This is a genomic window from Methanobrevibacter sp. (genome assembly GCF_045120835.1).
GTDB lineage: Archaea > Methanobacteriota > Methanobacteria > Methanobacteriales > Methanobacteriaceae > Methanocatella.
This window is the reverse complement of record NZ_JBGVFE010000003.1, coordinates 1-12979: the sequence shown is the minus strand read 5'-3', so window position 1 is coordinate 12979 and position 12979 is coordinate 1. Positions and strand designations below refer to the sequence as shown.

The window sequence follows — 12979 nt, the reverse complement described above, 5'->3', positions numbered from 1 at the left end:
TCGGAGTCTATTACTACATCCAACAGGATTGCTTCGTTGTCCTTAATTGCACTGGCCAAAGCATCCTTTGTCTCGCCAGGTTCGGTAATTCTTACTGCATTGACGCCGAAACTTTCCGCAAGCTTGACGAAATCAGGACTGTTTCCAAGCAATGTCTGTGAATGCCTTTTGTTATATAATAAGCTTTGCCACTGATAAACCATTCCCAAGGTTCTGTTTTCTAAAACAACCGCTATAACAGGCAAATCATATTCTCGAACCGTAGCCAGTTCCTGACAGACCATCAGAAATCCTCCGTCACCGTTGAGGGATACGACAGGATCTTCAGGACATGCCACCTTTGCACCGATAGCTGAAGGGAATCCGAATCCCATGGTTCCAAGCCCTCCGGAGGAGATGAACTTGCGGGGCTTTTGTGTATCATAAAAGTGAGCCGCCCACATCTGGTTCTGACCTACATCGGTTGTCAAAATGGATTCCGGTGTGAGTACCTCTGAAATTTCCTTGATTACGCTTTGAGGCTTTAGAGGTACGTCATCATATGTGACTCTCGGATAGAGCTCCTTTTTCATCTTGATTATCTTGTCTGTCCATGAGTTAACGTCAGCTGAAGCCTTATAACCATTCAGTTGTTTATTCAATGATTTGAGAACATTTCTTGCATCACCGACAATCGGCAAGTCAACATCCACATTCTTGCCTATTTCAGCCGGGTCTATATCAATGTGAATAACCTTGGTGTCTGGAACGAAACTGTCCAGTCTTCCTGTGGTTCTGTCTGAAAATCTGATTCCTATAGCAATCAATAAGTCGGCTTCATTTACTGAATCGTTGGAAACCTTTCTTCCATGCATACCGAGCATTCCCAGTGACAAATCGCTTGTCTCATCAATGGCACCCTTTCCTAAAAGTGAAGTCATTACCGGCGCATTTATGGTTTCAGCCAACTGCTTAAGCTCGCAGCATGCATTTGATATGATGACTCCTGCACCCGCCAGAATAAGAGGCCTTTTTGACTGGTTAATTAACTCGCAGGCCTTTTTAATCTGTCTTAAATTGCCCTTTATGGTTGGGTTATATCCCGGAGTTTCGATTAGAGTATCATCAAATCCTGTCAATTCGCCTTCCTGAACTTCCTTAGGCACGTCAATCAAAACCGGTCCCGGCCTTCCGCTTGAAGCGATTTCAAAACTTGTCTTAATCATTGAAGGTATTAAATCCGGGTCTTTCGGTTGGAAACTGTGCTTGACAATCGGCATTGTAATTCCAATGATGTCCGCTTCCTGGAATGCATCATTTCCAATCAGATGTGTTGGAACCTGACCTGTAATTGCCACAATTGGAGAAGAATCCATGTAAGCTGTTCCTATACCAGTTACAAGATTGGTTGCTCCGGGTCCGGAAGTTGCCAAACACACACCCACACGACCTGATGCCCTTGCATAACCGTCTGCAGCATGAGCAGCAGCCTGTTCGTGTCTTACCAGTATATGATCCATGTCCGCATCGTAGAGCATGTCATAGAAAGGTATGGTTTGTCCGCCAGGATAACCAAATATTGTCTTGACCCCCATATTCCTGAGGGATTCTATTATTGCTTCTCCGCCTCTCATTGTAAAAACCTTTTTTCATATTTGTATTATACATTTAATATGAATACAAAAATATATATAATTATTGAATTAGATTAATGTTATTAAGTTGTGCTGATGAAAATGGAAATTGCCAAATATATTTGCCACAGGCGCCCTGAAAGGAGCTTTTTTATAAAAGGCCATCAGTTTCCGGTATGTGCAAGATGCACAGGATTTTACACCGGACTGATTGCTTATCTAATCGTTACTGCCTTTTATGAACATCCATACGACATCAATATGCTGATGCTTTCAATGATAGTGATGATTCCGGTGGCGATTGATGGCATTACCCAGTATTTTGGTCCAAGGGAAAGCACAAACAGTTTAAGATTTATTACAGGATTTATTGGCGGCGTAGGTTTAATAATCTTTTTGAAAATCATTATCAGGTGGGTTTTGAATGTATTGTAGAAAATGTGGTGAAGAAAATCCGGAAAATGCGGTATTCTGCAGAAACTGCGGTTGTCAGCTAAAAGAAGAAGTAAAAAAAGCGACAGTAATCGAAACTGAAAATGTACAGACCAATCAGACAAACTCCCAACAGAGCACCTCCACATCAGGCGGCAGGTCAGATTGGACAAGCTGCTGCATATGCATAATAGCAATATTTATCGTTTTTGCGATTTTTGGGCTTATATTTAGATGATTGCCCTAATCCTTCATGTAATAGTACAAAACGGCCTTTTGAGCATGCATCCTGTTTTCGGCCTCATCATAAACGACGGATTTTTCGGAGTCAATGACATCAGCTGACACTTCCTGGCCTCTGATTGCAGGCAGACAGTGCATGAATATTGCTCCATCATTAGCTATACTCATCAAATCGGAATTTACCTGGAATGGAGACAGGTCTATTTTTCTTTGAGCTTCCTCAGCTTCATCGCCCATGCTTACCCAGACATCGGTGTATACCACATCAACGTCCTGCAAAGCAACGCCGATATCATCGCTTACGATTATTTCAGTGCCGTTTTCATCGGCATATTCACGGGCGGTCATTAATATATCCTCATTAGGTTCATATCCTTTCGGACAGGCAACTGACATGTCCATGCCAAGCAAAGGAGCAATCAGCAAAAGGGAATTGCACACATTGTTTCCGTCACCGACAAAGCAGATCTTGTGGCCTTTCCAATCACCAAGATGTTCCTTGACTGTCAACATGTCGGCAAGAGCCTGGCAGGGGTGTTCCAGGTCTGTGAGTCCGCTTATTACCGGCACATCAGAATATTTGGCCAATTCCTCAACATCTGAATGTTTGATGGCTCTTATCATTATTCCATCAACGAAACGGCTCAAAACCTTTGCAGTGTCTGAAATCGGTTCTCCTCTTCCCATCTGCAGGTCGTTGGATGACAAAAAGATAGCCCTTCCGCCCAACTGGTACATTCCAACATCGAATGAAACTCTTGTACGGGTGGATGATTTTTGAAAAATCATTGCTAAAGTCTTGCCTTCAAGAGGCTTTTCTTCCATCTCTCCCGCTTTGATTTTGACGGCCAAATCAAGAATGTATTTAACATCGTCTTTAATGTCACTGATAGATAATAAACTACCCATTTTAAAATCCCCTTTTCTATATAAAAAAAGATATTTGTTAAAGATATATATTAAATGTTTCTATCATCCCATTTTAAATTTGATATCACTTACGGTTGATATCACAGGAACCAGCAGAAACAGGTATATGAAATTTCCGGAAACGTTGAAGTCCAAAAGGTTTACAATTACTGTCAGAGCGATAATTATGAAGAAAGTGTGCAAAACGCGAGATTTTTCTTCAGGGGATGGTGTCTTTTCAAGGAAATTCCTTTTATATGCATAATAGTACATGATCAGGAAGAACAGACTTGTCAAAAATATGTTCAGCCCGAAAAGTGCTTCAGACAAAAAGAAATGGGAATAGTTTCCAATCAATGAAGTGGTAAACGGTATGAAAGATATGCAAATCAGAAAGATTATGTTAATCCACAAATAGGGAATGTTGAGGGTCCTGACCTTAATGAACTCATGGTGATAAACCCAGAAAGAACTGATAAGTATAAAACTGACTATTGTAACGCCTATTGTCGGAGCCAATGTTGATATGAATGATATGAAGTCAGAATAATTGGCTATTTGCAGTTCGGGAAGGGCAATACCGAAAACAAGAAGTGTCATTACCATACCGAAAATACCGTCGGTCAATCCCATCAGACGACCCGGGTCGATGTTTATGTCACTTTCGAGGGCCTTTTTAAATCTCTGATAGAAGCTTAATCTTTTATCTAACCTTTTAATCTTTCTTGCATCCTTTCCGGTGTTGTCGGCATTTGACAGAAATGTGGAAAAATCCTCAAACTTTTCAACACTTCCCTCATCATCGGCATTTTCCTTTAGAATTTCCAATCGCTCAGAAACATCCTTCTTGAGATATTCAATTTCTTGCGGTGTGTACTTTCTAATTTAAATCACCAAAAAAAGAAAAAAAAGAAATTTAGTTTAAAATTTCTTTCATGTGTTCTACACGTTTGTTGACAAGTTCTGTGGTGCCGACATCTCTTCTGTGGTAAACGTTACCTTTTACAAACTCGCATGCCTTCTCGGCAATCTTTTCAGCTTCTTCAATGGATTCGCCGCTTGCCACGATTCCCAATGCCCTTGAACCGGACAGATGAATTCCGTCATCCTCCTGGCTGACTGCAGCATAGAAGACCTTTGCGCCCAATTTTTCGATAGCTTCCTCATCAACTTCAATCAGCTCACCTGCATATTGGGTTTCAGGATATCCGTCAGGCACTATGTATTTGCACACGCTGGCCTTATCTTCAAATTCAACCTTGTCCAGATTGCCGTCAACGATTGCCTGACATACCTCTGCCAATGGGGTTTTAAGTAAAGGCAATACATTCATTGCTTCAGGGTCTCCGAATCTTGCATTATATTCAATCAGTTTAGGCCCGTCAGCGGTCAGCATGAACTGACCATAAAGAATGCCTTTGTATGGTTCCGCTTCCTCAGCGATAGCCTTGAGAGTGGCTTTCATGATTTCAACTGCAGCGTCATAATCCTCTTGAGATAAGAATGGCAACAGACCTCCTACATCTGAGTATGAACCCATACCACCGGTTATTGCGCCGACATCCCCTTCAAAGGCGTGAGGATGATCCTGTGCTGCAGGCATAGGGGCAAGATGTTCACCGTCACAGAATGCCTGTATGGTAAACTCTTCACCGATGAGTCTCTCTTCAATAATCACCTGAGCAAATCCTCCCATTACATTGTCAATCACTTCACAGGAGTATTCCTTTGCTTCCTCATTGTCTTTCAAATGGTCTCCAACAATCTTTACTCCCTTACCGCCTGTCAATCCGACAGGCTTTACGACAACGTCACGGTCAAACTCATCGAGGAATGCGGAAACCTCATCTGAATTATCGAACACCTTATAAACAAGTGATCCGTCAATTTTATAGTCCTCAAAGAGCTTTCTCATAAATGACTTGTCCGTTTCAATGCGTGCCGCACTTTGGGTCGGTCCCACACATTTGATTCCGTTCTTTTGAAGCTCATCGACAATACCCTTTCCAAGGGGAGCTTCAGGACCGATGAATGCAATGTCAATATCGTTTTCAACAGCATATTGGGCTACATTTTCAACTTCACCTTCGTCACCTTGCTTGAACTCGGCAATTCTGCTCATTCCCGGGTTGACCTTACTCATATAAACGTATAATTCAACATCATCCTTTAAAGCGTCAGCGATAGCATGCTCACGGGCACCAGTTCCAACAACTAAAACTTTCATAATATAGTCTCCTGTTGGTTTAAACTATGTTTTTAAAAATATTTATAATTTAGCGATTGTTGAAAATAGTAATTCTAATGACAATGATTATATTATTTTTAACATCGGCCACAAAAAAGTTGCCTGTTTTGAAAAGTTATATATATCATTAAATGTCAAATGTTCAATTGGACTGCAATAAATATAATTATTGTCCCATTTACTCTAAGAGGTGAGAAAGATGAATAGAAACATTATAATAGCAATTTTGGTTGTCATTATTATTGCAGCTGTTGGGTTCTTTGTATTTTCACAAGGCCAACCAACAACAGACGGCAAAATTAATACACAAATAAGCTTTTTAAGCCAAAATACATTGAAAAATGGAGAACAGGTTCAATTTGAACTCAAGGATGCACAAGGCAATCCAATTGCCGGTGAACTTGTAAACATTACATACAAAAACGCCGATAAAGGCGTTGATGAAAAATATGCCGTATATACCGACAATGCAGGTAAAGGATATCTTACAATTAACGGTGAAGACGCAGGCAGTTATGATGTAGCTGTCGACTATGGTGGAAACGACAAGTATGCTGCATGCAGCGCAAAGGTCACAATTACAGTTGAAGACGGTACCAGCGACGAGACACCATCTGAAACAAACAGTAACTCTTCTGCAAATACCCTTCAATACAACGATCAAAGCTCATCAGATTCATCATCCAGTTCATCATCCGGCTCATCCGGTTCCGGTCAACTATACTATGACAGTGAATTGAATGTATACTACAATGCCAACGGCATAATCGTCGGCGGACAGGATGACGGAGAAAGCTACACATATCTTAAAAACAATCCGCCTGAAGTTGACGAAGAAGGTAATTTAGTATAATTACCTTTTTTCTATTTTTTTTATTTTTCATGTTTTTCAAAATCTTTAAATACCAACACTTGCATATACAAGAGTATAGTTGCATATGCAAGAGAGGTGAAGCATGGAAAAGAACGAAAATGTTGAAATGATTACTGGAGATCCGAAAAAGGCAATAAACAAACTTGCATTGCCTATAATAGCCAGCATGTTTTTGATATTTGCAAACAACATCATTGACAGTATCTGGGTGGCCGGACTTGGGGCCGAACCCCTTGCGGCACTGGGATATGTCACACCCCTGTTTTTGATAATGGTAGGATTCGGAAACGGGCTGGGAGCCGGCGGAAACTCCCTGATATCAAGATATATTGGGGCGGAAGACAGGGCCTCAGCAAACAATGCGGCGATACATAACCTGATTTTAAGTTTAATAGTTTCGATAATAATTACCGTTCTGTTTTTGGCCTTCCTCAAGCCGCTGCTTATGATGATGGGAGCCTCATCCGTAATCGGTTATGCAACCGACTATGCCTTCATAATATTTGCCTGGACAATAGGGCTTCTAATGCCTCCAATCGTTGGAGGTGCATTCAGGGCCGAAGGAGACATAAAAAGGGCAACTTTACCGATAGCGCTGGCCGCAATAATAAACATGATTCTGGATCCGATATTCATCTATACACTAAACATGGGAATCAAGGGAGCGGCATGGGCAACCGCAATAGGCCCGTTCATAAGCCTGCTTTTAATGTTCTACTGGATGTTTGTCAAAAAGGACACCTACCTCTCATATGACTTCAAGGACTTCCACAATGACATGACAATGTACAAGGACATTCTGGTTGTGGGAATTCCGGCAAGCCTGGAGCAGCTTGTACTGTCAGTTCTGACAATATTCGTCAATTTCATGCTGACAGTAGTCTCCGGACCTGTGGCCGTGGCCGTCTATACTGCAGGCTGGAGAATAGTGAACATCGGAATGCTTCCTGCAATAGGAGTCGGAACTGCGGCAATTTCTGTGGCAGGAGTTGCATTTGGAGCTAAAAAATATGAAAACCTGAGGATTACCGCAAGATATGCCGTCAAGGTGGCCCTGATAGCTTCAATAATCGTGTGCATTATCCTGTATGTGTTTTCAAACCAGATTGCACTGATATTTTCATATTCCGAAAGCAGCGCAAGTCTGGCGCCAAGAATAGCAAGTTTCCTGCAGATAATGTGTCTATTTATCCTCTATGTACCCTTCGGTGCCAGTGCAGGTAATGTATTTCAGGGCGTCGGCAAAGGAACCGTTTCATTTGTACTTACAACATTCAGGGAATTCATACTGGTGCTTATTTTCGCATACATTCTTGGCTTCACGTTCAACATGGGAGAGTTCGGAATATACTGCGGAATGCTTCTCGGAGGGGGAATAGGTTCGCTGATATGTTATGCTTGTATCGAATTATACATAAACAGACTGATGAGGAGCGGCGAAAATGTTTGATGAAAAGATTCCCACAGCACCGTTCATCTCAATACTTTACAGGGAACATGCAAAATACATCAATGACAACGTGAAAGATGAGGATTTGAGCTTCGGCCTTCATCCATTACTGATTACCATATATAAAAATCCCGGAATCATTCAGGAGCAGCTGGCACAGACTTTCCATTTGAACGAAAGCACAATCACAAGAAACCTCAGAAAGCTTGAGGAAAAGGGATTCATAAGAAGGATTCCCGACAAAAGAACAAAAAGGATTGAAATAACCGATAAAGGAGCTGAAGCAGCCAGAAAAGTAATGGACTATGATGAAAGGTGGGATTTGAAAATCAAAAGCAACTTAAGTGAAGAGGAGTATGAAAACTTTAAGAACACATTAGGAAAAATTTGCGAGGGATTAATATGAATCAAACAATCGAAGACCTTAAAACAAGAAGAAGCATAAGAAAATTCAAGGACGAACAAATCTCAGACGATGATTTAAAAAGCATTCTGGAAGCAGGAACATATGCGCCGACTGGAAGAGGACTGCAATCACCTAAAATAGTAGTGATACAAAATCCACAAACTATCAAAGAATTTTCAGCCTGGAACAGAAGCTTTTTCCCGGTTGATGTTCCCGAAGACATGGATCCGCTATATGGTGCAAAGACCCTTCTGATTGTGCTTGCAGACAGTGAAATACCGACCTATCAGGAAGATGGGGCAAGCGTACTTGCAGTTTTGGTCAATGCTGCTCATGCGGTCGGTGTCGGATCATGCTGGATTCACAGGGCACGTGAGGAATTTTCGTCTGAAAAGGGAAAGGCTCTTCTAAAGGAGTGGGGAATTCCTGAAAGATATGAGGGAATCGGCCATGTGGTATTGGGATATCCCGATATGGAAGCGCCGGAACCTATGCCAAGAAAAGAAGATTATATCCACTTTGTGGATTAAATCTTTACAATGTTTTTTGAATTAAAAAAAGAAATTGAAGATGAGAAAAATACCCATCTACATTTTTTGAGGTGCACTGACACCTAAAATATCTAAAGCGTTTTTAATTGTTGTTTTTGCCCTGTCAACCAAAATCAGTCTTGTGTCCTCAAATTCAGAACCTATTACCTGTTCGGATTTATAGAACTTGTTGAATGACCCGGCTATGTCCTGTGCATATTGAGTGATATTGTGGACCCTCTTTTTGTTTGCACAGTCCTCAACAACCTGCGGGAACTTGGCGATTTGCCTGATTAAATCTTTTTCCGCTTCATTAGGAGTCCAGTCATCGCTGATGGATAATGATGCAATGTCCTTACCTGACTTATCAAGCAGTTTGCATGCCCTTGCATGGGCGTACTGAATTGAAGCGCATCCTCTCTCAAAGCTTAATGCCTCATCCCATTTGAATGTGAGGTGCTTTTCAGGGGACAATTTAGCAATGAAGAACCTTACAGCGCCAATACCTATCTCTTCAGCCATCGGAGCGATTTCATCTTCACTCAAATCAGGGTTCCTTGACTTGATTTCATCATGAGCCCTTAAAACAGCCTCATCAATCAGTTCATCTACGGAAACGAACTTGCCCCTACGGGTTGACATTGAACCTTCCGGAAGTGTGATGAATTCATAAAAGATGACTTCAGGAGGAGTCTGTCTGAATATTTCCTCAAAGATGACTTTAATTTGTTTAGCTGCCAACTTGTGGTCTGAACCTAAAATGTCAAGGACCGTATCGCCCAATGTGGCCTTGTACTTGTGATATGCCAAGTCACGGGTTGAATAAAGTGAAGTGCCGTTTGAACGTCTCAATACGAATTCCTTTTCTATGTTGAAGTCGGTCAAATCAATATACAGCACATCATCCTCACGGGTAAATCCTTCCCTTTGAATGTATGTGACAAGGTCATCGACCTCACCGCTTCTAACAAACCGGCCTTCCCATACAAAATCATCATGAATTATATTGATTCTTTGAAGTGTCTGCTTCATTCCGGAGATGCAGCTTGAAACTACTTGCTCGAAGACTTCGTTTAATTCGTCATCTTCGCCTTGCTCATATTTTTGAATCAGTTCATCTACCTTCAAAGCCAAATTTTCATCCTCTTCGACAGCCTTGTTGGCATCAAAGTATAGCTTGCCGATTTTGTGGTCAAGCTTTTCGCCTTCATAATCCTCAATCTTAAGGCCGCATTCGGTTATTCCGCAAACGATGATTGCAATCTGCCTTCCCATATCATTGACATAATACTGGGTGGTAACATCCCTTCCGGCCAGTTTCAAAAGCCTTGAGAGAGAATCTCCAAAAATGGAGTTTCTGATATGTCCAATATGTAGCGGACCGTTCGGATTTGCTGAAGTATGTTCCAAAACGATTTTCTCATCGCATGCAGAAAGCTGGCCATAGTTATCGTCAACCTTCTCCAAAAGCAATTTTGAGAACTTGTCATAATCTATGAAGAAATTGACATATGGTCCGAAGTTCTGGACCTTGGAGAAAATTTCAGGAACATCAATCTTTTCAACCAAATCGGAAGCGACTTCAGGTGGTGAAGTTTTCAATTTTTTGGTAAGTGCAAATGCAATGGTGCTTGCAAGGTCACCCAAATTTGGATTCGGCGGAAATTCCAGCCTGAAATTTCTGTCAACTTCTACATCATATTGATCCAATGCCTTGTTGATGGCATCGATAGCTTGCTTTTCAATTTCAAAATACATTAACTCACCTAATAAAAATTATAAGCCCCTAAGCCAAAGGGAAAGATATCCAATTTTCGGAATAACAACAAGATTGTCACCTAATGTTACGACCTTTTCTGTAATCTGGTCCGCCTTTACATAATAAGGATCGGGCCTGTCATTGTTGTCCCCCTTAATCATGTACATCGTAGTTCCGTTGATATCCGTAATATTAATAATCCTATGAATAACTGGCTGGTCATACCATGCGGCATTGTAAACTACCACATCTCCAACTTCAACGGAAGCCGGGTCAAACTCATGAATGCCGAAGAAATCTGCCTTTTCAACCAGAACAATATCTCCTCTGTAAAATGCAGGTTCCATACTTCCTGAAACAACAACGTTCAGGTGTTGAGCGGCAATCAAAACGATTACAAGAATAATAACGTATGATACAAGTTCTTTATAATCAATCTCCATTATATTACCTTCTTCTTTTTTTAAATGCGGCTTCCAGTGCCAGTTCAATTGCATCGGAAGTCTTCTGTAAATCTTCCATACTATGGGCGTTTGAAATGAAATTACATTCAAACTGTGAAGGCGGTATGAAAACGCCTTCCTTCAATAAAGTCTTGAAGTATCTTAAGAACTGCCTTCTATCTGCAGTCTGCGCATCGGCATAATTATAGACAGGAGCGTCTGTGAAATAAATCTGAAACATTGACGCAAGGCCGACCGGCTGGATATTGTATCCCTCATCATCAATGATTGAGCGGATATTGCCTCTAAGGAAGTTTCCCTTTCTCTCCAGTTCCTTATAGAATTCATCATCAAGTTGGGTTAAAGTGGAAATACCAGCCTGAACTGAAATAGGGTTTCCTGAAAATGTACCTGCCTGATAAACCGGACCCTGCGGTGCAATCATCTCCATGATTTCCTTTTTACCGCAGAATGCTCCCATTGGGAGTCCTCCACCGACGATCTTGCCTAAAGTAGTCAGGTCAGGAGTTACGCCATAGTACTGTTGAGCTCCTCCACGGGATGCCCTGAAACCTGTTATGACTTCATCAAAGATTAATACGATACCGTTTTCCTCGGTTATCTTTCTTATGAACTCTAAAAATCCTGGCTTAGGCTCAATGCAACCGACATTGCCCATGACTATTTCCATAATGATACAGGCAATGTTTTCACCCTCATTTTCAATTAGCTCAGTCAAAGCCTCTTCATCATTGAAAGGAACTGACAGGGTGTTTTTGGTGGTATCCTCCGGTATTCCAGGAGAGTCAGGCAATGTTGCAGCACCAGAACCTCCCTTGACCAGCACATAGTCATGTGCCCCATGATATGCACCTTCAAACTTGACTATCTTGTCCCTTCCGGTAAATCCTCTTGCAAGTCTTATTGCACTCATTGTGGCTTCTGTACCACTGTTACAAAATCTTACCATTTCTGCAGATGGAATTCTGTCCACAACTTCCTTTGCAAGAGTTATTTCATTTTCTGTTGGAGTACCATAGGCTGTTCCAATGGTCAGCTGATTGGAAACTTCCCTTACGACCTTTGGATTTGCATGACCCAATATTAATGGTCCATAAGCCAGACAATAGTCAATGTAGCTTTGACCATCTGCATCCGTGAGCTTTGATCCTCCTGCACTTTTAACAAAAAACGGATAAGGCTTAAATGCCCTTACGGGAGAGTTCACCCCTCCAGGGAAATATTTTCTTGATTCATTGAACAATTCTTCAGAATACATTTTATCACGCTATAAATGTTGGATTAGGGAATTTACACAGGCAACCGCAATAGGTGTTCCGCCCTTTGGTCCTTCAACAATGATATTTGGAATATCGGAGTTATGAAGTGCCTCCTTTGAATCGGCAGCACCTACAAAACCGACAGGAACTCCTACAATTGCTTTCAGGTTCATCTCGCCTTTGGCATGTAAATCCATAGCTTCAAAAACAGCGGTTGGAGCGTTACCTGAAACTACAATTCCTTCAAAATCGTTTTGGGAGGCGTACCTCATTGCCGCAGCCGCCCTTGTGATTTGATTTTCCTTTGCAATCTTTACGACCTCTTCATTTTTGATGTAACACTCAACTTCCCCATCATATCTTGTAATACCATATTTAACCATATTTATGTCAGTTAAAATAGTTTCTTTATTTTTAAGGGATGCCATAGCTGCATCTACAAAATCAGAACTTATTTTAACTAATTTTGAATACTCCGGATCAGCTGTTGAGTGAACAATCCTCTCAACAATGTCTCTTTCTATTGGTTTTAAGTCTTTGACATCATCTCCAATAAGGCCACGGATAATTTCGCGACTCTTGTTTGCAATATCCAGACCTTGCTTAGTTGATGCACCCATGAACATTTTGTCTGTCATAATGTTAGATATGTATTAAATATATGTTAAATATTTTGTCATGGTATGATTTAAAACTAGAAAATTGAACCTCTCCGACCTGTGGAGGTCAGAGATTCTTAGGTAATCCATTCTTGTGAATGGAAATATTCTAAGCTATCCCCCAGGTCCCCTA

14 protein-coding genes are annotated in these 12979 nt (G+C 41.2%); 6 read left to right on the top strand and 8 right to left on the bottom strand.

What is annotated here, in order from left to right; translation table 11 throughout:
• Positions 1–1613, bottom strand: a 1613-nt coding sequence (locus ACJMLO_RS00360) for an acetolactate synthase large subunit (RefSeq protein WP_405292804.1), incomplete at its 3' end; no start/stop codon positions are given.
• A 96-nt stretch (positions 1614–1709) separates the two neighbouring features.
• Here ACJMLO_RS00360 and ACJMLO_RS00355 point away from each other — a divergent pair.
• Together ACJMLO_RS00355 and ACJMLO_RS00350 are read left to right on the top strand one after the other, a co-directional pair.
• The gene (locus ACJMLO_RS00355; protein WP_405292802.1) at positions 1710–2048 is read left to right on the top strand and encodes a DUF2085 domain-containing protein; all 339 of its coding nucleotides are present in this window, start codon (positions 1710–1712) and stop codon (positions 2046–2048) included.
• Positions 2038–2283 carry a zinc-ribbon domain-containing protein gene (locus ACJMLO_RS00350; protein WP_405292800.1) on the top strand — a complete coding sequence of 82 codons (246 nt, stop codon included), beginning with the start codon at positions 2038–2040 and terminating at the stop codon, positions 2281–2283. The genes ACJMLO_RS00355 and ACJMLO_RS00350 overlap by 11 nt, the downstream gene beginning before the upstream one ends.
• Positions 2284–2288: 5 nt before the next feature.
• Here the strand turns inward: ACJMLO_RS00350 and argF are convergent, their stop codons facing one another.
• The 3 genes from argF to purD form a co-directional block, all read right to left on the bottom strand.
• On the bottom strand, positions 2289–3197 hold the full coding sequence (gene argF, locus ACJMLO_RS00345; RefSeq protein WP_405292798.1) for an ornithine carbamoyltransferase: 909 nt from the start codon (positions 3195–3197) through the stop codon (positions 2289–2291).
• A gap of 63 nt (positions 3198–3260) precedes the next feature.
• A complete protein-coding gene (locus ACJMLO_RS00340) occupies positions 3261–4025 on the bottom strand; it encodes a TMEM175 family protein (RefSeq protein WP_405292796.1) in 765 nt (254 codons plus the stop codon).
• A gap of 88 nt (positions 4026–4113) precedes the next feature.
• Complete coding sequence (purD, locus tag ACJMLO_RS00335; protein WP_405292794.1) at positions 4114–5424, bottom strand: phosphoribosylamine--glycine ligase; 1311 nt, start codon at positions 5422–5424, stop codon at positions 4114–4116.
• A 220-nt stretch (positions 5425–5644) separates the two neighbouring features.
• Here purD and ACJMLO_RS00330 point away from each other — a divergent pair, with 220 nt between their 5' ends.
• The 4 genes from ACJMLO_RS00330 (at position 5645) to ACJMLO_RS00315 (ending at position 8705) form a co-directional block, all read left to right on the top strand.
• Positions 5645–6298, top strand: a complete 654-nt coding sequence (locus tag ACJMLO_RS00330) for an Ig-like domain-containing protein (RefSeq protein WP_405292792.1) — start codon at positions 5645–5647, stop codon at positions 6296–6298.
• A gap of 103 nt (positions 6299–6401) precedes the next feature.
• Positions 6402–7769: an MATE family efflux transporter gene (locus ACJMLO_RS00325; RefSeq protein WP_405292790.1), complete on the top strand. Its 1368-nt coding sequence runs from the start codon at positions 6402–6404 to the stop codon at positions 7767–7769.
• Positions 7762–8175 carry a MarR family winged helix-turn-helix transcriptional regulator gene (locus ACJMLO_RS00320; protein WP_405292788.1) on the top strand — a complete coding sequence of 138 codons (414 nt, stop codon included), beginning with the start codon at positions 7762–7764 and terminating at the stop codon, positions 8173–8175. The genes ACJMLO_RS00325 and ACJMLO_RS00320 overlap by 8 nt, the downstream gene beginning before the upstream one ends.
• Positions 8172–8705 (top strand): nitroreductase, encoded by a 534-nt coding sequence (locus ACJMLO_RS00315; protein WP_405292786.1) that lies wholly within the window; start codon positions 8172–8174, stop codon positions 8703–8705. The genes ACJMLO_RS00320 and ACJMLO_RS00315 overlap by 4 nt, the downstream gene beginning before the upstream one ends.
• A 57-nt stretch (positions 8706–8762) precedes the next feature.
• Here ACJMLO_RS00315 and argS read toward each other — a convergent pair whose 3' ends face one another.
• The 4 genes from argS to ACJMLO_RS00295 are packed head-to-tail and all read right to left on the bottom strand — an operon-like array spanning position 8763 to position 12825.
• The gene (argS, locus tag ACJMLO_RS00310) at positions 8763–10463 is read right to left on the bottom strand and encodes an arginine--tRNA ligase (protein ID WP_405292784.1); all 1701 of its coding nucleotides are present in this window, start codon (positions 10461–10463) and stop codon (positions 8763–8765) included.
• Positions 10464–10481: 18 nt separating this feature from the next.
• Positions 10482–10907 (bottom strand): signal peptidase I, encoded by a 426-nt coding sequence (locus ACJMLO_RS00305; RefSeq protein ID WP_405292782.1) that lies wholly within the window; start codon positions 10905–10907, stop codon positions 10482–10484.
• Positions 10908–10911: 4 nt separating this feature from the next.
• Positions 10912–12186 carry a glutamate-1-semialdehyde 2,1-aminomutase gene (gene hemL / locus ACJMLO_RS00300; protein ID WP_405292780.1) on the bottom strand — a complete coding sequence of 425 codons (1275 nt, stop codon included), beginning with the start codon at positions 12184–12186 and terminating at the stop codon, positions 10912–10914.
• Between the two features lie 9 nt (positions 12187–12195).
• Positions 12196–12825, bottom strand: a complete 630-nt coding sequence (locus ACJMLO_RS00295) for a cobalt-precorrin-8 methylmutase (RefSeq protein WP_405292778.1) — start codon at positions 12823–12825, stop codon at positions 12196–12198.
• Positions 12826–12979 lie beyond the last annotated feature (154 nt).

What these genes read in the sequence shown, in the direction of transcription:
- ACJMLO_RS00355 (WP_405292802.1), top strand. Translation starts at nt 1,710, where the DNA reads ATGAAAATGGAAATTGCCAAATATATTTGCCACAGGCGCCCTGAAAGG.
- ACJMLO_RS00350 (WP_405292800.1), top strand. Translation starts at nt 2,038, where the DNA reads ATGTATTGTAGAAAATGTGGTGAAGAAAATCCGGAAAATGCGGTATTC.
- argF (WP_405292798.1), bottom strand. Translation starts at nt 3,197, where the DNA reads ATGGGTAGTTTATTATCTATCAGTGACATTAAAGACGATGTTAAATAC.
- purD (WP_405292794.1), bottom strand. Translation starts at nt 5,424, where the DNA reads ATGAAAGTTTTAGTTGTTGGAACTGGTGCCCGTGAGCATGCTATCGCT.
- ACJMLO_RS00330 (WP_405292792.1), top strand. Translation starts at nt 5,645, where the DNA reads ATGAATAGAAACATTATAATAGCAATTTTGGTTGTCATTATTATTGCA.
- ACJMLO_RS00325 (WP_405292790.1), top strand. Translation starts at nt 6,402, where the DNA reads ATGGAAAAGAACGAAAATGTTGAAATGATTACTGGAGATCCGAAAAAG.
- ACJMLO_RS00320 (WP_405292788.1), top strand. Translation starts at nt 7,762, where the DNA reads ATGTTTGATGAAAAGATTCCCACAGCACCGTTCATCTCAATACTTTAC.
- ACJMLO_RS00315 (WP_405292786.1), top strand. Translation starts at nt 8,172, where the DNA reads ATGAATCAAACAATCGAAGACCTTAAAACAAGAAGAAGCATAAGAAAA.
- argS (WP_405292784.1), bottom strand. Translation starts at nt 10,463, where the DNA reads ATGTATTTTGAAATTGAAAAGCAAGCTATCGATGCCATCAACAAGGCA.
- ACJMLO_RS00305 (WP_405292782.1), bottom strand. Translation starts at nt 10,907, where the DNA reads ATGGAGATTGATTATAAAGAACTTGTATCATACGTTATTATTCTTGTA.
- hemL (WP_405292780.1), bottom strand. Translation starts at nt 12,186, where the DNA reads ATGTATTCTGAAGAATTGTTCAATGAATCAAGAAAATATTTCCCTGGA.
- ACJMLO_RS00295 (WP_405292778.1), bottom strand. Translation starts at nt 12,825, where the DNA reads ATGACAGACAAAATGTTCATGGGTGCATCAACTAAGCAAGGTCTGGAT.